This is a genomic window from Pseudoflavonifractor sp. HCP28S3_F10, assembly GCF_052065415.1.
Taxonomy (GTDB): Bacteria; Bacillota; Clostridia; order Oscillospirales; family Oscillospiraceae; genus Pseudoflavonifractor_A.
Genome location: NZ_JBQHUB010000017.1, coordinates 14,548 through 37,410 on the forward strand (window position 1 = coordinate 14,548; position 22,863 = coordinate 37,410).

The window sequence follows — 22,863 nt, forward strand, 5'->3', positions numbered from 1 at the left end:
CTTTCTTCCCTGTCAGCGCACCCGGAAGGTGATCCTTCCCATCCAGTCGGTGCGGTAGATGTCGCAGCCCGCGGCGGCCAGCCGCTCCAGCGTGCCGGCATCGGGCTGGCCATAGGAATTGTACCCCACCGAGACGGCGGCATATTCCGGCCGGACCGCCGACAGCAGTTCCGGCGAAACGGCATAGCGGGAGCCGTGGTGCCCCGCCAGCAGCAGTTCGATATCAGGCAGGTCCCCGTACTTCACCAGCCGCTTTTCCACCGCCATGTTCATGTCTCCGGTGATGAGGACGTCAAAATCATCCAGCGTGCACAGCACGCTCAGCCCCTCCTCGTTGGCGCCCCCGTCCCCCAGGGGCCGGTACAGCCGGAGGGAGGCCGCGCCCAGGGAAGCGGTCCCGTTCTCCCGCAGGAAAACGATTTCCGTCCCTTTCTCCTCCGCCAGCGCCAGGATCTCCCGCCGGAGCGGGTCCTCCGGCTCCACATCGGGGACCGCCAGGATCCCCACCTCCATCCGCTCCAGCAGCTCGGGCACGCCCCCGGCGTGGTCGGCGTGGAAATGGGTGAGGACCAGCAGGTCCAGACGGCGGTGGCCGGTGCTCTGGAAGTAATCCGCCGCCACATCCCCCGGATCCCGGCGGCTGTTCCCGCCGCAGTCCACCAGTGCGGTGCGTCCCCGGGACGCAAAGGCCACGCTCTGCCCCTGGCCCACGTCCAGTACCGACACTGTCAGCGGGTACATCCGCTCCTCGGCGGCGGTGCACACCAGCGCGGCGCACAATGCGCAGACACAGGCGCAGGCCGGCAGGATGGGCCGGGGCTTTCCTTTCTTCCGCAGCAGCAGTGCCGACAGGAGGATCAGATAGACCAGCAGCAGCCAGCCCCGAAGATAGACGTTCTCCAGCCGCACCGAGGCAAAGGGCAGGGCGGACAGTTTTCCGGCCACCCACAGTACATACCCCGCCGGCAGGGCAAAGACCTTTCCCAGAAAGGCGGCCAGCCCGCTGTGGAGCAGGCCAAGAAGAGCGCTCCCCAGTCCCCCGGCAAAGGTGAGCGCCGCCGCCCACAGGGCCAGCAGATTGGCCAGGGGCGAGACAAGAGAGAGACTGCCGAAATAGAGGGCGGTCAGAGGCACGGTAAAGACCAGCGCCCCCACTGTCGCACTCAGTCCGGCGGCAATGGTCCGGAGCAGATGGGCCAACATCCCGCGCAGGCCGGTGCGCCCGGACGGCAGCCGGTCCGTCCACGTCCGGAAGAGCCGCCCGGAGCAGCAATGGATCCCTGCCGCCGCCGCAAAAGAGAGCTGCAGGCCGATCCCCGCTCCGGCATAGGGGTTTTGGAGCAGGATCAGCAGCAGCGCGGCGGACAGGGAGGTGGGCTTGTCGTCCTCCCGCCCCAGCAGGGGCGCCAGCATCAGCATGGACTGGAGAAAGGCTGCCCGCAGCACCGACGGCGTATACCCCGCCACTCCCGCGAACAGGGCCATGAGCAGGATGGTGCATGCCGCCGTCCTGCGGCGGTTGCGTCCCATCAGGCGAATGGAAAATCCCGCCAGGAAGGAGACATGCAGGCCGGACACCGCCACCGTGTGGGCCAGTCCGGAGCGCTGGAGGGCGGTATAGGTCCCGGTATCCAGTCCGCTTTTGTCACCGGTCACCAGACCGGTGACAAGGTGCGCCACCTCCGCCGGGAAGGCGGAGGTGATGAGCTCTTTCAGTCTCGCGCTCCACAAAACCGGCCAAAAGCGGAGGGAAACGCCCTCCGGTGAGGTGATCTTGAAATCCTTTTTGGCATTCAAAGTCAGAAAAATACTTTTTGTATAGAAATAGTCGGTCTCCTCGCCGCCCGACACATTGGCCAGACGCGGGGTCATCTCCCCCGAGACCCGGTCCCCGGGCCGCAGGAAGGAATATTCTTCACCGGCGTAGAGCACGGCGCCCAGCCGTTTCCCGTCTCCGGTATCCAGCTCGGCATCCACTGCCACGCCGTACCGCGTGGTCCGGGGCAGACCGGTGATGAGCGCTGTATAGACGCCCCGCGCCCCGTCCAGCCGCCGGGCGGGGACCAAAGTGCGGGCCTGAAAGCCCGCCGTCCACAGAAAGCCCAGGGCCAGTCCCAGGCAGACCAGCCGCAGCCGCAGGCCCCGCCGGCTTTTCATCAGAAAGGCTCCGCCGCCCATCAGGGCGCACACCGCCCCCAGGCCGGGGAGCACCCCCTCCGGCAGCAGCAGCACCGAGAGCAGCATGGCTGCCGAGCAGGAGACGGCGAAGATACACAGCTTACGCACGCTCGCCCGCTTCCGCCCTTTCCTCCGGCTCCCGCAGGTCGGCCGCCGTCAGGGCCATCAGGTCCTCCCGGGTAGGGGCCTCCAGCAGGGCCACCCGGTCGGCCTGACGGGCCACCGCTTTCTCAAAGAGGTTGCGCACATCCCGGGCGTTGCCGAAGTTCTCGTCCCGCTCCTCATAGAGCTCCCGGAGCATGCCGGCCCCCAGTTTCTCCGCCTCAGCGTCCAGCGTGTAGCCGTTTTTGGCGCACATGGAACGGAGGATCTCCATCAGCTGCTCGCCGGTGTAGTCCTCAAAATAGAAATACTTGTTGAACCGGCTCTCCAGGCCGGGATTGGAGTGGATGAACTTCCCCATCAGCCCGGTATACCCCGCCACGATGACGATCAGGTCCTTCCGGTGGTCCTCCATGTTCTTGAGCAGGACCTCAATGGCCTCGTGGCCGAAGTCGTTGGCGTTCTCCTGGTTCACCAGGGCATAGGCCTCGTCGATAAAGAGCACGCCGCCCAGGGCCTTCTGCACCGCCTCGTTGGTCTTGATGGCGGTCTGGCCCACGAAGCCGGCCACCAGGCCGGAGCGGTCCACCTCCACCAGCTGCCCCTTGGAGAGGACGCCGATGGCGTGGTAGATTTTGGCCAGCAGGCGGGCCACCGTGGTCTTACCGGTGCCCGGGTTGCCCATGAACACCAGATGGAGGGACATGGGCGGCACCGGTAACCCCTTCTCCTCCCGCAGCCTGCGCACCTTGACCAGATTGATGAGGCTCTTCACGTCGGCCTTCACCTTCTCCAGACCGCAGAGGCCGTCCAGCTCGGCCAGCAGCTCCTCCACGGTGGGCTCAGGCTCCTGCGCCTGCTCCGCCGCCGGTTCCTCTGCCTGCGCCTTTTCGCTCTCCTTCACAGAGGCGGCGGTCTCGGCCGGGCCCTGCCCCGCCTTCTGCTCCGGCCGCCGGGTCACGAACTCCCGGGGGTCCAGTCCGGCCCGGTCCCCCTTCAGCCCGTCGCCCCGGCACAGGGCCTCCAGCGCCCCGGCGCAGTCCTCGGCAAAGCCGGCCTCCTCCTCGCTGACGCAGTCGTCCACCGCGGCGAAGAGCAGGATCATCAGGGTGGTCAGGTCGATGAAGCGCCGGGCCAGATCGGTGCCCGAAACCTTGTCGCAGGCCCGCATCCGGGCAAAAAAGTCGGGCGCCTGGAAGCCGGGGTACTCCCCCACGGCGGTGGACAGCTCCCAGAACAGGATGGAGGGCACCGGGTTGCCCCTGGTATAGACGGCGTTGTAGTACTCCACGTGCCGGGGAGTCACGGCGCTCCCGTCCCGCTGCCACACGCCCAGGGCACAGGCCCTGAAAAAGACGTCGGCCTCCTGGCCGAACCGCAGGCGGAGCGTGGGCTCCGTGATCTGCCGGCGGAAGGCGTCCACGCCCTCCGCATACTGCTTGTGTACCGCCGCCGCGGTCATGGAACCTTTCATACGGTCCACCTCTTCTTTTCAATCAACACGGGCCGCCCCGCTGTATCGTTTTGTTTCATTATACTGAAAAGCGCCCCCGGATGCAAGGCCGCGGAGCTCTGCCGCCGCCGGGTGAAAAAATATCCCCCGCCGGCGCAACAATTTCCTTCTTCCTATCGTTTATTAGGGTGAAGGGAGGAGAAGGCATGACAGATCCCAACCGGTTGGAGCTTCTGGTCAAAACCCACGAACAAACGCTGTACCGGGCGGCGGCGGCCATCCTGGGGGACGCCCACGAGGCCGAGGACGCAGTGCAGGACGCCTTTCTGGCATGGCTGGAAAAGACGCCCTCCTGCCCCGACGCCGCCCATGAGCGGGCGTGGCTGCTGCGGGTGACGGTGAACGGCTGCAAGAGCCGCCTCCGCTCCCCCTGGCGGCGGCGCACCGCCCCGCTGCCGGAGAGCTATCCCGCCGCCACGCCGGAGGAGCACGCGGCCCTGGACGTGGTGCTCTCCCTGCCACCAAAAGAGCGGGCCACCGTCCACCTCTTCTACTACGAGGGCTATCAGACGGCGGAGATCGCCGCCATCCTGGGGGAACGTGAGGGCACTGTCCGCTCCCGCCTCTCCCGCTGCCGCAAAAAACTGCGGGACATGCTCACCGATGATATGTGACAGAAAGGAGTCTTTTATGAGAGACTATCGTACCTATATGGACCGGGTGCGGCTCTCCCCCATGGCCCACCTGGACCTGATGGAGGCCCTGGAGACCGGCAGTCCCAGGCGCTCCCACCGCCGGGGACTGTGGGCCGCGGGACTGGCCGCCTGTCTCGTATTGGCCGCCGCCATCGGCTGGAGCCTGTGGCCGGCCTCCGATCCCGGGGCCGCCCTGCTCCCCGGGTCGGCGGACCCACTTCCCGCGCCCTCCGCTCCATCCGCTTCCGCGCCCGCCCCGGAGCCCTCTTCCTATGCCCAGTCGTACGACCCGGAGGCGCTCTCTCTGCTGGTGCCCGCCCTGCCGGAAGGGTACGCCTTTACCATGGAGGGGCTCATCCTCCCCGACCTGACCGGCCAGCCCTGCGTGACCGTCTGCTACGCCCCCCTGGCCGGCAGCACCACCCGGGACCTGACCGCACAGGAGATGCTGGACCTCTTCTCCGCCTCTCGGCCCGACTATCTGGCCCTGCTGGGGTGGGAGGGCTTTACCCTCACCGGCTCCTGCACCACCCTGCCTGACGGGCAGCTCTTTTCGGCTGCTGTCCGGGGCTCCCGCGGGAGTTCCTCCTTCTCCCTCACCCTCTTCCCCGGTCAGGAGCCTCTGGTGGAGGAGCAGTACGAACATGTCCCCGCCTTTGACAAAAACGGTATGGAGGTTATCGCCTATTTCCTCCGCGAGGACCGGGACGGGGACGGCGGTCCCGAGTATCATTACCGGGCCCATTTCCTGTACGGAGACATGGGGGTCTCCTACCAGTCGGTGAGCCCCGACGAAGGGCTCAGCCAGCTGCTCCTCAAGGAAGTGCTTCGGGTATTTACCGGGGAGCACGGCTTCCTGGCCTTTGGAGCGCTGCCCGCTCCCTCCGCCCAGGCCGCATCCCGGGAGGTGACGCTGGAGGAAGCTGCCTCCACCCCCATGGGCGCTTTTCTTCCCGCGCCGCCCCGGCGCTTCACCCTCTCCCGCGCGGAGCTGACCGGGGAGACCGACACACAGTGCCGGCAGCTCACCGCAGGCTGGGCACACGGTTATGACTATGTGGAGGTCTCCCTCTGTCTCTTCCCGCCCCACGCCAAGCTGCCCGCCCCGGACTTTGAGCCCGGGGACCTGGACACGGAGATCCTGTCCGCATGGGGCGCCTATGTGGAGGATGACGCAGGGGACGTGCCCGGCTGGCGCTATCCCGCCTTCACCCTCCACTACCCCTGCGGGGATTCCACCGTGGCCGCCACGTACACCATCAAGGGCCTGACTCCGGAGGAGGTGGCCCGGGCCATCCCCGCCGCCTGAGGTGGACGGCGGGAGAGCCCCGCCCTGCACGGGGGTTCTCCCCCTGCGCAAAAAAACTCGCTGCCCCGGGGGGCAGCGAGTTTTTTACATGCAATGCTTACCGGGGGCGCAGCCCCCTGTTCCGTCAGGCCTCGTCTTCGATCAGGCCGTAGCCGCCGTCGTTGCGCTTGTAGACCACCGAGAAGGCGCCGTCGGCGTCGATATTCTTGAAGGCGAAGAACGCGTGGTCCACCAGGTTCATCTGGAGCACCGCCTCCTCCACCGTCATGGGCTTGATGGGGAACTTCTTGGTGCGGACGATGCTGAAATCCTCCTCCTCCGTCTCAGGCGCGAAGGAGGACTCCTCTTCGTCCACGGTGCGGACAAAGGCGTCCTGACGCAGGCGCTTCTCCAGGCGCGCCTTGTTCTTGCGGATCTGGCGCTCCACCGAGGCCACCGCCGCGTCGATGGTGGCGAACATATCGGACGTGCTCTCGGCCACGCGGATGATGGTGCCGCCGGAACGGACGGTCAACTCCACGTTGTTGCGGCCCTTTTCAACACTAAAGACAACGGCAGCCTCCGCATCCGCCTTGAAATAGCGGTCCAGCTTACCTACTTTCTTTTCCGCGTAGGCGTGGACCTTGTTGGGGAGGTTGACCTTCTTGTCTGTAAACACGAACTTCATAGATGTCAGCTCCTTCCGCCCTCCGAAGAGGACATTTCTGGTTCCTGGGGCTGTTGCCCTGTACGGGAGTCCCTCTTTGGGGGCCTCCTTGTGATAATTATACCACAACGATAAGAAATTTCCAGAGGAAAATATGATATTTTTACAAAACGGCCTGGGCGTGGCGGGTCACATGGCAGCCCAGGTTCACCGCACAGGGCAGACCGGCGATATGGGTGGCGTGGGGCAGGATGCATACCGACAGCGCCGTGGTGGCGCCCCCCAGTCCCTGGGGGCCGATGCCCAGGGCGTTGATACGCCGGAGGGCCTTCTCCTCCAGTTCAGCGTAGAAGGGGTCGGGATTGTGCTGGTCCACCGGCCGCAGCAAAGCCCGTTTGGCCAGCAGGGCGGCCATCTCCGACGTGCCGCCCAGGCCAACACCCACCACCACCGGCGGGCAGGGGTTGGATCCGGCGGCCGACACCGCCTCCACAATGAAGTCCACCACCGCGTCGGGCCCCACCGAGGGCTTGAGCATTTTGAGGGCGGTCATGTTCTCGCTGCCAAAGCCCTTGGGAGCCACCGTGAGGGTCAGTTTATCCCCCTCCACCAGGGTCAGGTGGAGGATGGCAGGGGTATTGTTGTTGGTGTTGACCCGGCGCAGGGGGTCGCCCACCACCGAAAGGCGCAGATGGCCCTCCACATAGCCCCGGGCTACGCCCTCGTTCACCGCGTCGGACAGCAGGCCACCGGTGATGTGGCACTCCTGCCCCAGCTCGGCAAAGACCACGGCCATGCCGGTGTCCTGGCAGATGGGCAGGCCCTTCTCATCGGCAAAACGGAAGTTCTCCACCAGGTCCCCCAGGATGGCCCGGCCCACCGGCGAGGGCTCCTCCCCGGCAGCGGCGGAGATGGCCTGCCGCAGGTCGCCGGGCAGGTGACAGTTGGCCTGGATGCACAGCTCACGGACGGTATTGACGATATCGGAATACGCGATCTCTCTCATATGGCTCTTCCTCTCGCTGATCAGGATGGGATGGCGCTCACCGCACGCGGCCGCCGTTGATGAATACGGCCTCCACCCGGCTCTTCCAGTCCAGGGGATGGCCGGAGGTGACCACCACGTCGGCGTCCTTGCCCGGTGTCAGGGTGCCTACCCGGTCGCCCACGCCGCCGATCTCGGCGGCATTGCGGGTGATGGCGGCCAGGGCCTCCTCCTCCTCCATACCGGCGCGCACCGCCATGGCGGCGCAGATGGGCAGGTACTGGATGGGGGTCTCCGGGTGGTCGGTGCAGATGGCCACCTTCACGCCGGCCCGGGCCAGAATGGCCGGATTCTCCAGCGTCTGGTTGGCGAGCTCCGGCTTGCTCCGGTCCCCCAGGCAGGGCCCGGTGATGACGGGCACCCCCTCGGCGGCCAGATAGTCGGCCAGCAGATGGCCCTCGGTGCCGTGGACGATCACATAGCGCAATCCGAACTCCCGGGCGATGCGCATGGCGGTGGCGATATCATCGGCCCGGTGGGCGTGGAAGTGGGCAGGCAGCTCTCCCTCAGTGACAGGAAAAAGGGCCTCCAGCTTGGTGTCAAAGTCGGGCATATCGGTATCCGGGTCCTCCCCGGCCTTGATCTGCTTGTCCCGGTACTCCACCGCCCGGGCCAGATTCTCCCGGATGATGGCGGCAGTGGCCATGCGGGTCACCGGGGTCTCCTTCCGGTCGTTGTACACCGATTTGGGGTTCTCGCCCAGAGCGAATTTCATGGCGGCCGGGGCCTTCACAATGGCCTCGTCCACCCAGCGTCCGTTGGTCTTGAGGGCCACGAACTGGCCGGCAATGGGATTGGCGCTGCCCGGCCCGGTGAGCACCGTGGTCACGCCGCCCTGCCGTGCCTCCTCAAAGCAGCGGTCCAGAGGATTCACCGCGTCGATGGCCCGGAGCTGAGGGGTGCAGGGATCGGTGGACTCGTTGCCGTCGTCCGCCTCAAAGCCCAGGGCGTTGCCGAACATGCCCAGATGGCAGTGGGCGTCCACGAAGCCGGGCAGGATGTGGCCGCCCTCCGCATCCAGCGAAGGGCCGTCCCACGCGGGCAGTTCCTCCTCCGGCCCTACCGCCCGGATCTTCTCTCCCTCCAGCCACACGTAGCCCCGGGGGATCACCGGCCCATCCATGGGATGGACCACTCCGTTGTGAATCAGCATTGGTCACGACACCTTTCGACAAATGTTCTGTTTGACATTTTCAGGAATTCAGGCTATATTATTACTTGCAGCTCGGCCAATTGGTCCGATCCCGCATATGAGTCCCTCTCCGGCACGGGCCGGGGGCGCTCATATTCCATTCTCTCTTATTGTTTTGCTTTGGGCGCTCTCCGATGGCGGGGGGCGCTCCTTTTTTCTATCCGGCCAGGGTGTACTGCTCCACCAGCTCCACGCTGAGGATCAGGTAATCCCCGTCCCGGAAGATCTTCAGCTCCAGGCTGTCTCCCGCCTGGAGTCCCTCCTTCTGGGCGTTGAGATCGGCGATGGCGGGAGTGGGCAGGCCGTTGGCCTCCACGATGATGTCCCCCGCCCGCAGGCCCTTCCGCCAGGCGTCAGAATTTTCGTCCACGCTCTCCACCCACAGGCCCTGGGGCACCGCGTCCGGATCCTCCACATAGTATTTCACCGGGCCCACCGTTACGCCGATGGCGGGCCGGCCGCCGATATGGCCCGCGGCAATGAGCTCGTCCACGATGGCCTTGGCCGAAGCGGTGGGGATGGCAAATCCCAGCCCCTCGATGGTGTTCCAGTTCGAACTCATCTTCAGGGTGGTGACCCCGATGACCTGTCCATACTGGTTCACCAATGCGCCGCCGGAATTGCCGGAATTCAGGGCCGCGCTGGTCTGGATGAGCTGCATCTCATAGCCGTCCACCGACATGGCCCGGTCCAGATAGGAGATGATGCCGTCGGTCATGGTGCCCATGAGCTGCTCCCCCAGGGGGTTCCCGATGGCGTAGGCCGGGTCCCCCACCCGCAGGCTGGCGGAATCCCCGAATTCCGCCGCCGGCAGGCCGGCGGCCTCCACCTTCAGCACCGCCAGGTCAGTCTGCCCGTCGCTGCCCACCAGCAGGGCGTCGTAGGAGCCGCCGCCGTCCAGACGGGTCACGGTCACGGTCCTGGTCCCGGCAATGACGTGGTGGTTGGTGATGATGTATCCGTCCTCCGACAGGATAATGCCCGTCCCCAGTGAGGCGCCCCAGTCGCCCTCACCCCGGATACTGACGATGGACGGAACACTTTTGTCATAGATATCCCGTGGGGAGAGAGCCTCCCCCTCCGGCTCGGGGGACAGGGAAAGGACCGTACCTCCGCCCACAGGCGCCCGTTTGACCAGAGTCTCGCTCTCCTGCGTCTCCGGGACGGGTGCAAAGCGGCCGTCCCAGTCCTCCGCCCCGTCCTCCCAGGGCATAAGGTCCTCCAGGGCGGGCAGAGGCCGCCCGCCCCGGAGATTGAGGAGCACCGCCGCCGCCCCGCTGCCCAGCATCAGTGCCAGGAACAGGCAGAGCACCACTACAGCCCGGGCCCTGCGCCGGTTCCGGCGGGGGCGCGGCGCCTCCGCGGCCCGGCGGACTACCCGCCGCTTCTCCCCTTCCCCGCTGTCGGGGACAGGACGAAGGACAGGAGCCCTGTCCTCCCCGGCGCCGGGCGGGATGTTATATTCCATATCCGGCCGGTCAAAGTAATAGCTGTACATCTCATCACTCCTCGCGGAAGATGGGGAGGGAAACCCTTTATGCCAGCGTCAGGGTAAAGGTGAACTCGGTCACACCGTTCTCGCTGGTCACCGTGATATTCTCCCTGTGATTGCCCAGGATGGTTTTGACGATATAGAGTCCCAGTCCCACGCCGTCCCGGTCCTCGCTGCGGGACCGGTCGGTCTTGTGGAAGCGGTCGAAGAGCAGGGGGAGCTCCTCCGGCGGGATGGTCTCGCCGGTGTTGCGCACCGACACATAGGCCTTCCCGTTTTTAGATTGGATGCCGATGCCCATGGTGCTCCCTTCAGTGGAAAACTTGATGGCGTTGTCCAGCAGGTTGTAGCACACCTGGGTGATGGCGTCCGGGTCGCCCCAGACCATCACCCGGCCCTCGGGCAGGGCGGTATCCACGTCCAGATGGCGGGCGCTGATCTTGGGCTCCAGGCTCACCAGCACCCGCAGCATGACCTCGGCCACGTCAAAGGGCTCCTGGGCGGTGACGTTCTCACTGGACTGAAGCCGGGAGACCTCCAGCATCCGCCGCACCAGCCGGGAGAGCCGCCGGGTCTCCGACGAGATGGTCTGGAGATATTCCCGCTCCCGCTCCCGGGGGATGGTCCCGTCCAGGATGCCGTCGGCAAAGCCGGCAATGGTGGTCATGGGCGTCTTGAGCTCATGGGAGACGTTGGCAATGAATTCGCTGCGCTTGGCGTCGGCCTTTGAGATGGAGTCGGCCATGGCATTGAAGGCCTCGGCCAGCTCGCCCACCTCGTCCCGGCGGTCCTCATAGCCGGTGACCCGGGCGTCATATTCCCCGTGGCCGAATCTCCGGGCCATGTCCGCGATCTCCTTCAAGGGCCTGGTCTGGTGGAGCGAGGTCACCGAGCTGCTGATGAAGGCGATGAAAAGCACCACCAGGGCGGTGAAGAAGAAAATGCTGGTCACCGCCCGCCACAGTCCGGTGATATTGGAGGTGTCGGCCGCCACAAAGACCAGATTGGTCTCGTATTGCTGGCCCAAAAAGTCGCTTTTGACCACCGATTTGCCCGCCACATAGCGCCGCTCCGGGAAGATGCCTCCCAGATTGCTCATGCCGGTGTACTCTCCATCCCGCCCGATGAGCTGGCAGATCTGATGGGGCACCGCCGGCGCGGCCAGCCCGTCCCGGATGGCCCCCTCAGAGGCCAGAAGCACCCGGCCGTCCGTCCTGCAGATGATGACATAGGCGTCGGACACGCTGGCGATGGCGCTGACGTATGCCTGATAGGAGGAATCCATCACGCTGCCGCCGCTGCTCTGGAGCGCGCCGGTAAATTGGGAGATAAACTCCACATTGCGCTCCATGGACTCCTGTTTTTCCTGGATGGTATACCGGTACGAGAGGGTAATAAAGGCCGCCCCCAGCAGAGTAAAGGAGATGAGGATGATGGCAGCCATCATGCTGAACTGTCGTCCGTATACGCTTTTCATCCGGCGCTCACGACCTCGAACTTATAGCCCACACCCCACACGGTCTTCAGGCTCCACTGGTCGCTGACCCCCTCCAGCTTTTCCCGCAAACGCTTGATGTGTACGTCCACAGTGCGGGAATCGCCGAAATAGTCAAAGCCCCACACCTCGTCCAGCAGCTGGTTGCGGGTGAACACCCGGTTGGGGGCGGAGGCCAGGTGGTAGAGGAGCTCCAGCTCCTTGGGAGGCGTGTCCACCCGCTTGCCGTCCACCAGCAGCTCATAGGAATCCAGGTTGATGGTCAGCTTGTCGAAGCTGAGCTTCTTCTCCCCGCCAGCCTCGCCCTCCGCGCCGAAGCGGCGGAGCACCGCGTGGATGCGGGCCAGGACCTCCTTCATCTCAAATGGCTTTACGATGTAGTCGTCGGCCCCCATCTCCAGGCCGTTGACCTTGTCGTCGGTCTCGCCCTTGGCGGTGAGCATGATGACAGGGGTCTTGTCGTTCTCCCGGATCTTCTTGAGCACCGACCAGCCGTCCATCACCGGCAGCATGATATCCAGCAGCACCAGGTCGGGGTGGAAGGAGCGGAACAGCTCCACGCCCTTCCCGCCGTCGCCGGCCACAGCGGTCTCAAAGCCCTCCTTCTCCAGATAGAGATGAAGGAGCTCCGCGATATTCTTCTCATCCTCTACGATCAGAACCTTGGTCGCCATAGGATACCCTTCCTTTCTTGGTGGTGAAGTGCGGCGTCGGCCGCGGGAATAAATAGCAATGCGGTTTATTTAGTATCAATAGATATTATTTTACCTCCCGCGCTCCGGGGAGTGGGTGAATAATCTGTAAAAAGTCACTCCACATAGGAGTGGTCCACCTGGATCACCGCGCAGTACTGCTCATCCTCCGCCCGGAGCCGCCGGGCAATGGCGGTCTTCAGCGCCTCGTCATCCAGGGCGCAGCTGCGGGGAGCCACCACGTCGAAGATCAGGTTGATGTACTGGGGGCCGTCGGTCATGCGGAAATCGTGGATGGTGAGGGCGGGGTCAATTTCCCGCACCAGCTTGGCCACCCGGGCCCGGGTGGCATTGACCCGCTCGTCATTGGTGGCGATGGGGTCCATGTGGACGGAGGTCTGGATGCCGAATTTTCGCATCAGCTCCCGCTCGATGTGGTCGATAGCGTCGTGGGCTTCCATAATATCGACGTTCATGGGCACCTCCGCGTGAAAGGACATCATGGACCGGCCGGGGCCGTAGTCGTGGATCACCAGGTCGTGGATACCCACCACCGCCTCGTGGGCCAGCACCGTCCGCTCGATCTCCTTCACCAGCTCGGGGTCCGGGGTCTGTCCCAGCAGGGGATCGATGGTGTCCTTGGCGGCGCCCCAGCCCGCCCGCAGGATGAACAGCGCCACCAGCACGCCCACCCATCCGTCGATGGACACGCTGGACACCCGGCTCACCACCGCGCCCAGCAGCACCGCCGAGGTGGCCACCACGTCGGAGAGGGAGTCGGCCGCCGTGGCCGCCATGGCAGCCGAATGGATCTTTTGGGAGAGCCTGCGGTTGAAGAAGCTCATCCACAGCTTGACCGCGATGGACACACCCAGGATCACCAGAGAGACTGCCGAGAAGGCCACCTTCTCCGGGTGGATGATCTTTTCCAGCGACGACCGGCCCAGTTCAAAGCCCACCAGCAGGATAATGAGGGACACCAGCAGGCCGGCCAGATATTCGATGCGCCCGTGGCCAAAGGGATGGTCATCGTCCGCCTTCTGTCCCGCCAGGCGGAAGCCCACCAGCGTCACCACCGAGGAGCCGGCGTCCGACAGGTTGTTGAAGGCGTCCGCCGTAATGGAGATGGAGCCGGTCACCAGCCCGGCGAAAAACTTGCCCACCGAGAGCAGCAGGTTGAGCAGGATGCCCACGATGCCCGAGAGCAGGCCGTACCGCTCCCGCACCTCCGGGTCCTGCACCTGATCGTAATCCCGCACAAAGCGCTTTACCAAATAATCCGTCATGGTCTTACACTCCAAAAATTTCTAATCTGAATCATATGATTATAGCACAGGATACGCGCCCGCGTCCATCGCCATTCCCGCAAAAAATAAAAAAGGCGGGACCCGGCGCCTTTGCGCCGCGGTCCCGCCTTTCCATTGTCCGGGCGGGGGCTCAGCTCTCTCCCTGCTTCAGGGTGAAAAAGTCCGCCGGCCGCCGGCTCTTGTCAAAGATATTGTTGTACTCCAGGATCCTGTACCGTTTCAGCGCCTGCTGGCCCGACTGGGACAGGGCCTGGGGCTGCTCCTCCGCCGTCCAGTTCCCATCCTTGTCCAGATAGCCCACGGTGTTGATGACGGGCAGTTCCTGATAGATCTCGCTCAGGAATTTCTGGTAACCGGTCTGGGGCAGGCCCGCGATATCGGTCAGCAGAGTGGACAGGTAGTTCAGGGAGAGCACCGCGTCCTCCTGCTCCTGAATATCGTAGTTGGCCCAGATGAGGAAGGGGACGGCCTGCTTCTTCTCCGCCGTCTCCACCGGCAGCTCTCCCACCTCGCCGCCCAGGGCCTCGGTGTAGAAATTGGTGGCCACCTGGGGCTGATGGTCTCCGAACATGCAGATGATGGTGGGTTCCTCCACCTGGGAGAAATAGTCGATGAGATACTCAAAGGCCCGGTCGCTCTGGTACACCAGGTTCAGGTACTGGTCCACGGTGTTGAACCGGCCCTCGTACTCGCCGGTGAGCCACACCTCCCGGGGGAGATTGATCCACTCACCGTTGTAGGCGCTGTGGTTCTGCATGGTCACGTTGAAGAGGAACAGGGGCTCGCCCTTCTCCTTGGCCTCATACCGGGCGATCAGATTCTCGTAATTCTTCTGGTCGGAGAGGAACTCCCGGATGATGTCAGGGCTCCCCTCGCTGTCATCGTAGTCAAAGTCGTCCAGGAAGTACTGCTCGTCAAAGCCCAGGTCGTTGTAGACCGACACCCGGTTCCAGCCGGAGGCGTAGTAGGGGTGCATGGCCACCGTCCGGTAGCCCAGCGCCCCCATCTGCCAAGCCAGGGAGGGATCGTCGGCGCTGACGTACATGTGGTATGGCACGGTGCCGGCGGGCAGGAAGGTGGTGGTATTCCCGGTGAGGAACTCATACTCGGAGTTGGCGGTGGTCCCGCCAAACACCGAGGAGTAGGCCGTGCCCTTGACGGTGTTCTCGGTGAGGGAGTGGATGAAGGGCATGGCGTCCCGGTTGGTCTCCACCCCGGGGATGACCTCCAGGTCGGAGAAGGACTCGTTCATCACCACGATCACGTTGACCGGGCGGACGGCCCCGTCCGCCCCGGTCGTTTCCGCGGTATCGTCCCCCCCCAGCTCTGCGGCCTCGCTCTTAAGGGCCGCCTGGGAATAGCCCGCGGGCTGGCTCACCCGGCTGTAGCGCACGCACAGGGAGAAATTCAGCGCCAGGCCGTTGCCCCGGGTGGTCCACATGGAGGGGGAGATGCCCGCGTCGGACACCACATTGGTGCAGAAAAACATGTACAGGAAGGCCGCCGAGCCCGCCAGCGTGGGCAGAAACAGTTTCCAGGAAAACTTCCGGCGGCCCCGGTCGGTGGGCAGCAGAGAGAGAACGGCGATAAAGGCCGCCACTGCCAGCCCTGTGAGCACCATGGCAGCGTCGGGGGTGTAGTTGTAATTACCCGCCACATTGAGGGCGGTGCGGATGGTGACGATATCACCGGGGAACAGCGTCCTGCCCCGGAAGGCGATGGCATAGCGGTTGACGACGCCAATAAACCAGGCAATGACCATGGCCACTTTCGTCGCCCGGTCCCGCCGGCCCAGGACAAAATAGAAAAACAGCGCCCCAAAATAATACCACACCAGGTTCAGCGCCATCTGAAGGGGGGTGAAGCTGGTCCACGGCTCGTTGTAGTTCAGGATCTCCACCAGACTGTAGGACACAAGGGGTCCTGCAACAAAGAACAGCCGGGACAGCCATTCCGCCGTCCCCGCCTCCATGGGTAACCTGGGCCAACGCGGCCGCGCCCGCCTATGCTCCGATTTTGATTTGCTCAGCAGTTTCATGTTTTCTCCTACTTGCCCTCCGCCGGCCATCACAAGATCCCATGGCCTTTTAAGGGCATGCTCGCTTGGCTTTCAGATTCCGTTTCAGTATCATACCACAAAGGCCCGAAAACGCAAGGCGTTTTCGGGCCCTCTAAGACTTCTTTAATAGAATCTTCACAATTCAGGAAATTCCATCCGCTCTTCACTGGCAATGACATGCAGCGGAGGGCCTTCCATCCGGATGACCCGGTCGGCCAGGGCCACCACGCCGCTCTCATGGCTGGACAGGATCACCGGTACGCCCAGCTTCCGCACCCGTCCCAGGATGCGCTCCGCCCGCCCGGCATCCACGCCGGTGAAGGGCTCGTCCAGCAAATAGACCGCCCCGCCGCAGGCCAGGGCCCGGGCCAGGGCCAGCCGCCGCCGCATGCCGCCGGAGAGGGCGGCGGGATAGGCATCCCTCTCCGCCTCCAGCTCGGCCAGGGCCAGCCAGTCCACGGCCTCCCCCCGCCGCTCCCGGGGGAGGACATCGGCAATGTGCTGCTCCGCTGTGCGCCAGGGCAGCAGCCGGTCCTCCTGAAAGAGCAGCGTGGCCCGGCCGGGCAGGACCGCCTCTCCCCGCTCTGGCCGCAGCAGCCCGGCCAGCAGACGCAGCAGGGTGGTCTTTCCGCAGCCGGAGGGACCGGACAGGGCGGTGATTCCCTCCTCCGGCCAGGCGAAGGAGAAACCGTCCAGCACCTTCTTTTCCCCATAGCGCACCGTCAGATCTTTCCCCTCGATCACGTCCGTACCCCTCCTTCCAGCCGCCGGAGCAGTCCGCCCATGACCCGCTCCAGCAGGAAGCTCAGCGCCACCACCACGATGGTCCAGGCAAAGAGGGACGGCGTCTCCAGATAGATCTTGGAAAAATAGACCTGGGTGCCGATGGCCAGCTTGGGCACGCAGAGCACCTCGGCGGCCACCCCCGCCTTCCAGGCCAGGCCCATGGCCGTGTGGCAGCCGCTGGCGAAGTAGGGCAGCACCGAGGGCGCGTAGATCAGACGCACGGTCCTCCACCGCCCGAAGCGGTAGGCCCGTCCCATCTCCAGCAGAAGGGGATCGGTCTGTGCAATGCCCCGGCTCACGCTGCCCCACACCACCGGCAGCACCATCAGGGCCGCCACGATGGCGGGTACCCGCCCGGTGGGGGCCCACAGGATGATGAGCAGGATGAAGGATGCCACCGGCGTGGCCCGGATGACCCGCACCGCCGGGGACAGGAGCCGGTCGGCCACAGAAGATGCGCTGGTGCACACCGCGATGGCCGTTCCCAGGAGCACGCCGGAGAGCAGTCCGCCAAAAATCCGCGCCAGAGTGGCCGCAGCGGTCTGCCAGAAAGTCAGCGTCCCCATCAGCTCCAGCAGGGTCCTGCCCACCAGCAGCGGCGCGGGAAGGATCAGGTCGGTGCCCATGCCCTTCACCCGCTCCAGATACCACACAGCCCCCTGCCACACCAGCAGCCAGAAAACCAGAGGCAGCAGGACGCCCGCCGGACTGCGCCGTTTCCGTTTCACGCCGTTCTCCTCCTCCCGGTCAGAGATCTGCCGTCATACAGCGGGAGCCGGGCGTCCGGCCCGGCTCTCCAGCCTGTCAAAATCATGTTTGCCCGGAACGGGACGCTGTTTTGCCGTCTCCGCTCCCGTACCGTCCTCAGGGCAGGTAATAGAAGCCGTCGTCGGGGATCCCGCCGCCGATGGAGGAGGGATCGGCCTCAAAGAGGACCTCATAGTACTGCTGGATCCCGGTCATATCTTCCCCGGTGACACACACCAGATTGGCCTGGGGGATGGCAGCCTTTGCAATGGGCTCCTTGGGCACGATGCCCGCGTCCACCACCAGCTTGGCCGCGTCCTCAGCCCCGCCGGTGATATAGGAAATGGAATCGGCGTACTCCTTCAGGAAGTTCTCCGCCGCCTGGGGCTTCTCCTCCAGGAAGGCGGTGCGGGCCACGATGCAGCCCATGGTGAGGGTCCCCTCAGCGCCCGCGTCCTCCCAGGCCTGGTTGAAGTCCACCGCCAGGCGCACGTCCTTGTTCTGCATCACCACGCCGGTGGCGGCGGGCACGGGCAGCATGGCCAGCTTGGCCTCGCCGGAAACCATGAGGGCCTGGACCTCCTCGGCGGTCTTCCATTCAATGGTCACGTCCCGGGCCGGGTCCAGCCCGTTCTCCCGCAGCAGATAGTTGAGCACATACTCAGGGTTGGCGCCCTGGCCGGTGGCATAGACGGTCTGGCCTTTCAGGTCGGCCATGGAGTGGACGGTGTCCCCGTTCTCCAGAATGTAGAGCACGCCCAGGGTGTTCAGAGCCATCAGCTTGACGCCGCCGTTGGTCTTATGGTACAGGGCGGCGGCCACGTTGGTGGGGAGGGCGGCGATATCCACCTCTCCGCTGGTCAGCTTGCCCACCAGGTCGGTGGGCTGGGCCGCCACCTGGACGTTGTAGGCGTTCAGGCTGGTCCCGGCGGCATTGTCGGCAATGAGCTTGGCCGCGCCCATGCCGGTGGGGCCGTTAAGCACGGCCAGGCTGACCTCAGGCCGCTCCGCCGCGGGGGTGGGCTCAACCGAAGGGGCGGCGGTAGGCTCCGCCGTGGGCGCGGGGGAGGGGCTGGCGGTGGGCTGGGCGGGCTTGGAGCCGCAGCCCGCAAGCAGACCAAGGGTAAGCGCCAGGCTCAGCGCCAGCGCAAGAGCATTCTTTCGTTTCATTGCAGTCACTTTCCTTTCTGATTTGCCGGAGAGCCGGCCGGGACAAAAACAGCGCACGGTCCGCCGCACTCTGCCGGCGCAGAGCCGTGCGCCCGTCCGTTCCTCTCACCGGAAGCAGATTCAATTTACACCAATCAGTTTACCCTGTCAACTCCCTTTTCACCCCCGCACCGCCGCTCCTTGGGGTGCATACCATGGACTATCCCGCAGATTAATATCTAAGGAGGTCTGTCTCATGACCCATTCTTCTTCTCCCGTCCCGCCCCGGGAGGGCGGCGAGCCCATGAACCGCTACACCCGTCCCATGGTCCCGCCTCCCTGTCCGGCCTGCCGCCCTTCCGGGCCTGATCCGGTGCAGACCCGGATGCTGGAGGCGCTCCTGGAGCAGAACCAGCTCCTCTCCGACCTGACCGGTGCGGTCCAGTTCCTTACCGCGGCCGTGCTCAGCGGCCGGTGCGGGGAGTAGGCCGCTCCTTCTCCCACTGTTTCTTACATTTGCATAAATTTTTCAACTTTCCCTTGCCGAACCGCGTCTGATTCGGTATACTAGCAATTGGTCATTTGTTGACATAACTATTACATAAGAGAAAGGAGCGTTCCGCTCCATGGGAAAGCGCGTTCAAAAAAGCCAGCACTCTCCTCTCTACTATTTCGGCCGTGCCCTTTACCGCATGCTGGTAGTGCTCTCCGCCGTCGTGGTGGCGCTCTACTGCGCGTTCCATTTTGCCAAGAAAAAGCCCTCCTTCGCCTCGCAGGAGCCTGCCTCCCCCGCCGTTCAGCCCAGCCGCGCGCCCCTTTCCGGCGGGAACAGCGGTCAGGCGGACGACCCGGATGACACGCCCGCCCCTTCCCTTGTCCGCAAGGACTCCACCTGGACCTTCCTGCTGGCAGCCAGCGACGCCACCAGCGGCAATGCCGACACCATTATGGTGGGCATGTATGACACGATCAACCAGAAGGTGGGGCTCATCTCCATTCCCCGGGACACCATCTATGACGGTACCGCCCCGGACGGCTCCCACTTCCGCAAGATCAACTCGGCCTATGCCTATTACGGCGCCGACGGGCTGAAGGACGCGGTCTCTCAAATGCTGGGCATCCCCATCGACCACTATGTGACCGTGGGCGTCCGGGGCTTCCAGTCCCTGGTCAACGCGGTGGACGGCATCGACTTCAATATCCCCGTCTACATGGACTACGACGACCCCACCCAGGACCTGCACATCCACTATTCCCCCGGCATGCGCCACCTGAACGGGCAGCAGGCCATGGAGGTGGCCCGGTTCCGCCACAACAACACCGGCAAGACCCAGGTGGCCTATTCCGACATCCAGCGCACCCAGACCCAGCAGGAGATGCTCAAGCTCATCGCCAAAAAAGTCCTTTCCAATCCCCAGAAGATCGGCCAGTATATCGAGATCTTCTCCCAGTATGTCAAGACCGACCTGGAGCTGAGCGAGATGCTCTGGTTCGTGGAGCCCGCCATGGGCTTTGATCTGGACAATATCTCCAACGCCACCCTCCCCGGCGACAGCACCGTGACCTACAAGGGCTGGACCTACTGCCACCAGCTGGACCGGGAAAAGACCCTGGAGATCATCAACGAGATGGTCAACCCCTATACCACCCCCGTGACACTGGAAATGACCAATATGCCCCAGAAATGACCGCAGACGGCCGGGATCGTCCACAGGACGGTCCCGGCCGTCTGTACGCGCCAGATCCCTTTTCACTTAACGTGCGGTCTGTTTCTGCCATATTACACAATTTCCCGTCCCGTTCTGATGAAATATCCCTCCTGAATGGCCGCAAATGTCGCTATGAAGCAGATTATAATGGCGCTGTATTTAAGATCTATAAAAGACAATGTCAGAGGCAGCAGAAACAGCAATAATCCCGCGAGCTTATTTGCTATGGTATGTTCCACTATAAATCGCTTCTCATAAACGAATCCTGATATGAGATTGATTATTTTAATAGCAGCAATCAGCGATATCCATATCCACAGCCAACCCGGCATATGTACCACCGGAAGCAGTTTAACCAAACATACTCCCACAAACAGAAAGTCTGCAGCAGTATCCAGTCTTGCCCCAAACTCGCTGGCGGTGTTTGTTTTCCTGGCGATCGTTCCATCAATCATATCGGTAAACCCGCAGACCAGATAGAGAATATAAAACCACGATGAAAAAGCGGGAAAGAACAGCAGCAATATGCTGCCGGAGATGCGACAACCCGTAACTATGTTTGCCATTATCCGATCCTTTCCAAATGGTTTTTTGACAAATTCCAATTTGCCTGTTTTTATAACACTACCATATCTCACCGGTCATTTCAATGATTCGCCAGAACACCGGAATGAAAGCCACCGGCATTTCAGGCCAAAAGGGGCCGCACCGATCACGCCTTGACATACCAGAGCTTCTGTCATACAATATCTTCTGTATCAATTTCATCAAAAAGCCTCAAAAAACGGGGATTTTATCCAAATACAAAGGAGAAAGGCAACATGATCGAATTAAAAGATCTGTGCAAGACCTTCCCGTCGGAGGATGGGCCGTTCACGGCGCTGGACCATGTGGACATCACCATCAACGACGGGGACATTTACGGCATTATCGGCATGAGCGGCGCCGGAAAATCCACCCTGGTGCGGTGCATCAACCTGCTGGAGCGGCCCAGCCAGGGCCGGGTCCTCATCGACGGGGACGACATGACCGCCCTGTCCCCCAGGGCCCTGCGGGAGAAGCGCCGCTCCATCAGCATGATTTTTCAGCAGTTCAACCTGCTCATGCAGCGCACCTGCCTGAAGAACATCTGCTTCCCCATGGAGATCGCGGGAGTCCCGGCAGCCCAGGCCAAAAAGCGGGCCTTGGAGCTGCTGGACATCGTGGGCCTGCCCGACAAGGCCGACGCCTACCCCGCCCAGCTCTCCGGCGGCCAGAAACAGCGCATCGCCATCGCCCGGGCCCTGGCCTCCGACCCCAAGGTGCTGCTGTGCGACGAGGCCACCTCCGCCCTGGACCCCACCACCACCCGGAGCATCCTGCGGCTCATTCAGGACATCAACAAGCGCTTGGGCATCACCGTGGTCATCATCACCCACGAGATGGCGGTGGTGGAGGAGATCTGCTCCCACGTGGCCATCCTGGACCACGGCCGTGTGATGGAGACCGGCTCGGTGGAAGAGGTCTTCTCCAATCCCAGGACCGAGGCCGGACGCAAGCTGGTCTACCCCGACGGCGTCATCCTGGATCCGCTGAAAACCAACCGGGTGGTGCGCATCGCCTTCAACGGCGGCTCCTCCTACGAACCCCTTATCGCCAGCCTGGCCATTGACTGCGGCGTGAAGGTGAACATCCTGGGGGCCGACACCAAGAACATCAAGGGCCAGGCCTTTGGCACCATGCTCATCGGCCTGCCGGAGAACGACGCCGAGGCCGCCAAGGCCATCACCTACATCAAGAGCCAACCCAATGTGACCATGGAGGAGGTGCCCAATTACCATGGCTGATCTGCTGAACAACGCTGAGGTGCTCCGCCTGCTGGAGCTGAGCAAAAACGGCCTCCTCTTTGCCATCTGGGAGACCCTGTATGTAACGGTGATCTCCACCTTTTTCGCCTACGTCATCGGCCTGCCCCTGGGTGTGATCACCGTAGTAGGCGAGCAGGGCGGCGTGCTCCCCCTGCCCAAGCCGGTGATGACAGTGCTGAACTTTGTCATCAATATCCTGCGCTCGGTGCCCTTCCTCATCCTGATGGTGGTGGTCATCCCCCTGTCCCGTCTCATCGTGGGCACCTCCATCGGCACTGTGGCCACCATCGTTCCCCTGATCGTGGCGGCCTTCCCCTTTGTGGCCCGCCTGGTGGAGTCCTCCCTGCGGGAAGTGGACCGGGGCGTCATCGAGGCGGCCGAATCCATGGGCTGCTCCCCCTTCCAGATCATTGCCAAGGTCATCCTGCCCGAGAGCCGGCCCTCCCTCATCTCCGGCTTTACCACCGCTTTCATCACCATCCTGAGCTACGGCGCCATGGCGGGCGCCATCGGCGGCGGCGGCCTGGGCTCCATGTCCCTTAACCTGGGCTATCAGCGGCGGATGAAGATCATCCTCTGGGTGTCCGTGGTGGTGCTGGTGGTACTGGTGCAGATCTTCCAGTCCGTGGGCACCCGCGTCGCCGTGCGGTCCGACCACCGCATCAACCGCAGCGGAAAGCGGAAGAAAAAGCAGTAAGATTCAGCAGGGGCGACAAAGAAGCTTCTTTGCCGCCCCTGTTCTTTTGGAATAATCGCAAGTTGACAGGACATTTGGTTTGCGGTACACTAGTTGCAATCCAGGTGGAATTGAATATTGCCCCCCAAACGCGAAGAAGAGAAGAGTAACCGGAAAGATACGTCACAGAGAGCCCGGCATGGTGGAAACGGGTACGGAAGGTTCCGGCGAAGATGGTCTCGGAGCGGCGCAGCCGACTGTCTTTCCCGGCACAGGCTGCGACG

At 63.6% G+C, this 22,863-nt stretch carries 20 protein-coding genes; 6 read left to right on the forward strand and 14 right to left on the reverse strand.

The genetic code is table 11. The features are described from left to right. Positions 1–12 precede the first annotated feature (12 nt). Both ACTNBZ_RS08625 and ACTNBZ_RS08630 read right to left on the reverse strand, forming a co-directional pair. Positions 13–2,286, reverse strand: coding sequence for a ComEC/Rec2 family competence protein (locus ACTNBZ_RS08625; RefSeq protein ID WP_441209264.1), 2,274 nt, complete (start codon positions 2,284–2,286; stop codon positions 13–15). Next, entirely contained in the window at positions 2,279–3,754 is a 1,476-nt protein-coding gene (locus ACTNBZ_RS08630) for an AAA family ATPase (protein ID WP_441209265.1), read from the reverse strand. Before ACTNBZ_RS08630 ends, ACTNBZ_RS08625 begins: the two co-directional genes overlap by 8 nt. A gap of 185 nt (positions 3,755–3,939) precedes the next feature. Here ACTNBZ_RS08630 and ACTNBZ_RS08635 point away from each other — a divergent pair, with 185 nt between their 5' ends. After that, a complete protein-coding gene (locus ACTNBZ_RS08635) occupies positions 3,940–4,407 on the forward strand; it encodes an RNA polymerase sigma factor (protein ID WP_441209266.1) in 468 nt (155 codons plus the stop codon). Between the two features lie 16 nt (positions 4,408–4,423). Continuing rightward, the gene (locus ACTNBZ_RS08640) at positions 4,424–5,737 is read left to right on the forward strand and encodes a hypothetical protein (protein ID WP_441209267.1); all 1,314 of its coding nucleotides are present in this window, start codon (positions 4,424–4,426) and stop codon (positions 5,735–5,737) included. Positions 5,738–5,861: 124 nt separating this feature from the next. Here ACTNBZ_RS08640 and hpf read toward each other — a convergent pair whose 3' ends face one another. The 11 genes from hpf to ACTNBZ_RS08695 all read right to left on the reverse strand — a co-directional run bounded on the left by hpf (position 5,862) and on the right by ACTNBZ_RS08695 (position 18,368). Continuing rightward, positions 5,862–6,404 carry a ribosome hibernation-promoting factor, HPF/YfiA family gene (gene hpf / locus ACTNBZ_RS08645; protein ID WP_441209268.1) on the reverse strand — a complete coding sequence of 181 codons (543 nt, stop codon included), beginning with the start codon at positions 6,402–6,404 and terminating at the stop codon, positions 5,862–5,864. Between the two features lie 142 nt (positions 6,405–6,546). Further along, a complete protein-coding gene (locus ACTNBZ_RS08650; RefSeq protein WP_441209269.1) occupies positions 6,547–7,389 on the reverse strand; it encodes a fumarate hydratase in 843 nt (280 codons plus the stop codon). 37 nt (positions 7,390–7,426) lie between these two features. Further along, positions 7,427–8,581, reverse strand: coding sequence for an amidohydrolase (locus ACTNBZ_RS08655; RefSeq protein WP_441209270.1), 1,155 nt, complete (start codon positions 8,579–8,581; stop codon positions 7,427–7,429). A 196-nt stretch (positions 8,582–8,777) separates the two neighbouring features. Next, the gene (locus tag ACTNBZ_RS08660; protein ID WP_441209271.1) at positions 8,778–10,118 is read right to left on the reverse strand and encodes a S1C family serine protease; all 1,341 of its coding nucleotides are present in this window, start codon (positions 10,116–10,118) and stop codon (positions 8,778–8,780) included. A 37-nt stretch (positions 10,119–10,155) separates the two neighbouring features. Continuing rightward, complete coding sequence (locus ACTNBZ_RS08665) at positions 10,156–11,589, reverse strand: sensor histidine kinase (protein ID WP_441209272.1); 1,434 nt, start codon at positions 11,587–11,589, stop codon at positions 10,156–10,158. Further along, complete coding sequence (locus ACTNBZ_RS08670) at positions 11,586–12,281, reverse strand: response regulator transcription factor (protein WP_441209273.1); 696 nt, start codon at positions 12,279–12,281, stop codon at positions 11,586–11,588. The genes ACTNBZ_RS08665 and ACTNBZ_RS08670 overlap by 4 nt, the downstream gene beginning before the upstream one ends. Positions 12,282–12,415: 134 nt before the next feature. Beyond that, complete coding sequence (locus ACTNBZ_RS08675; protein WP_441209274.1) at positions 12,416–13,585, reverse strand: cation diffusion facilitator family transporter; 1,170 nt, start codon at positions 13,583–13,585, stop codon at positions 12,416–12,418. 151 nt (positions 13,586–13,736) lie between these two features. After that, positions 13,737–15,521: an LTA synthase family protein gene (locus ACTNBZ_RS08680; protein ID WP_441209275.1), complete on the reverse strand. Its 1,785-nt coding sequence runs from the start codon at positions 15,519–15,521 to the stop codon at positions 13,737–13,739. A 279-nt stretch (positions 15,522–15,800) separates the two neighbouring features. Beyond that, entirely contained in the window at positions 15,801–16,409 is a 609-nt protein-coding gene (locus ACTNBZ_RS08685; RefSeq protein WP_441209276.1) for an ATP-binding cassette domain-containing protein, read from the reverse strand. Next, positions 16,406–17,179, reverse strand: a complete 774-nt coding sequence (locus ACTNBZ_RS08690; RefSeq protein ID WP_441209277.1) for an ABC transporter permease — start codon at positions 17,177–17,179, stop codon at positions 16,406–16,408. The genes ACTNBZ_RS08685 and ACTNBZ_RS08690 overlap by 4 nt, the downstream gene beginning before the upstream one ends. 136 nt (positions 17,180–17,315) lie before the next feature. Further along, positions 17,316–18,368 (reverse strand): ABC transporter substrate-binding protein, encoded by a 1,053-nt coding sequence (locus tag ACTNBZ_RS08695; RefSeq protein WP_441209278.1) that lies wholly within the window; start codon positions 18,366–18,368, stop codon positions 17,316–17,318. A 235-nt stretch (positions 18,369–18,603) separates the two neighbouring features. Here ACTNBZ_RS08695 and ACTNBZ_RS08700 point away from each other — a divergent pair, with 235 nt between their 5' ends. Then, on the forward strand, positions 18,604–18,834 hold the full coding sequence (locus tag ACTNBZ_RS08700) for a hypothetical protein (RefSeq protein WP_441209279.1): 231 nt from the start codon (positions 18,604–18,606) through the stop codon (positions 18,832–18,834). 139 nt (positions 18,835–18,973) lie between these two features. After that, the gene (locus ACTNBZ_RS08705) at positions 18,974–20,035 is read left to right on the forward strand and encodes an LCP family protein (protein WP_441209280.1); all 1,062 of its coding nucleotides are present in this window, start codon (positions 18,974–18,976) and stop codon (positions 20,033–20,035) included. 92 nt (positions 20,036–20,127) lie between these two features. Here ACTNBZ_RS08705 and ACTNBZ_RS08710 read toward each other — a convergent pair whose 3' ends face one another. Then, positions 20,128–20,622, reverse strand: a complete 495-nt coding sequence (locus ACTNBZ_RS08710) for a CDP-alcohol phosphatidyltransferase family protein (RefSeq protein ID WP_441209281.1) — start codon at positions 20,620–20,622, stop codon at positions 20,128–20,130. Between the two features lie 255 nt (positions 20,623–20,877). Here ACTNBZ_RS08710 and ACTNBZ_RS08715 point away from each other — a divergent pair, with 255 nt between their 5' ends. Both ACTNBZ_RS08715 and ACTNBZ_RS08720 read left to right on the forward strand, forming a co-directional pair. Then, positions 20,878–21,882 (forward strand): methionine ABC transporter ATP-binding protein, encoded by a 1,005-nt coding sequence (locus ACTNBZ_RS08715; protein WP_441209282.1) that lies wholly within the window; start codon positions 20,878–20,880, stop codon positions 21,880–21,882. Beyond that, positions 21,875–22,600, forward strand: a complete 726-nt coding sequence (locus ACTNBZ_RS08720; RefSeq protein WP_441209283.1) for a methionine ABC transporter permease — start codon at positions 21,875–21,877, stop codon at positions 22,598–22,600. The genes ACTNBZ_RS08715 and ACTNBZ_RS08720 overlap by 8 nt, the downstream gene beginning before the upstream one ends. Positions 22,601–22,863 lie beyond the last annotated feature (263 nt).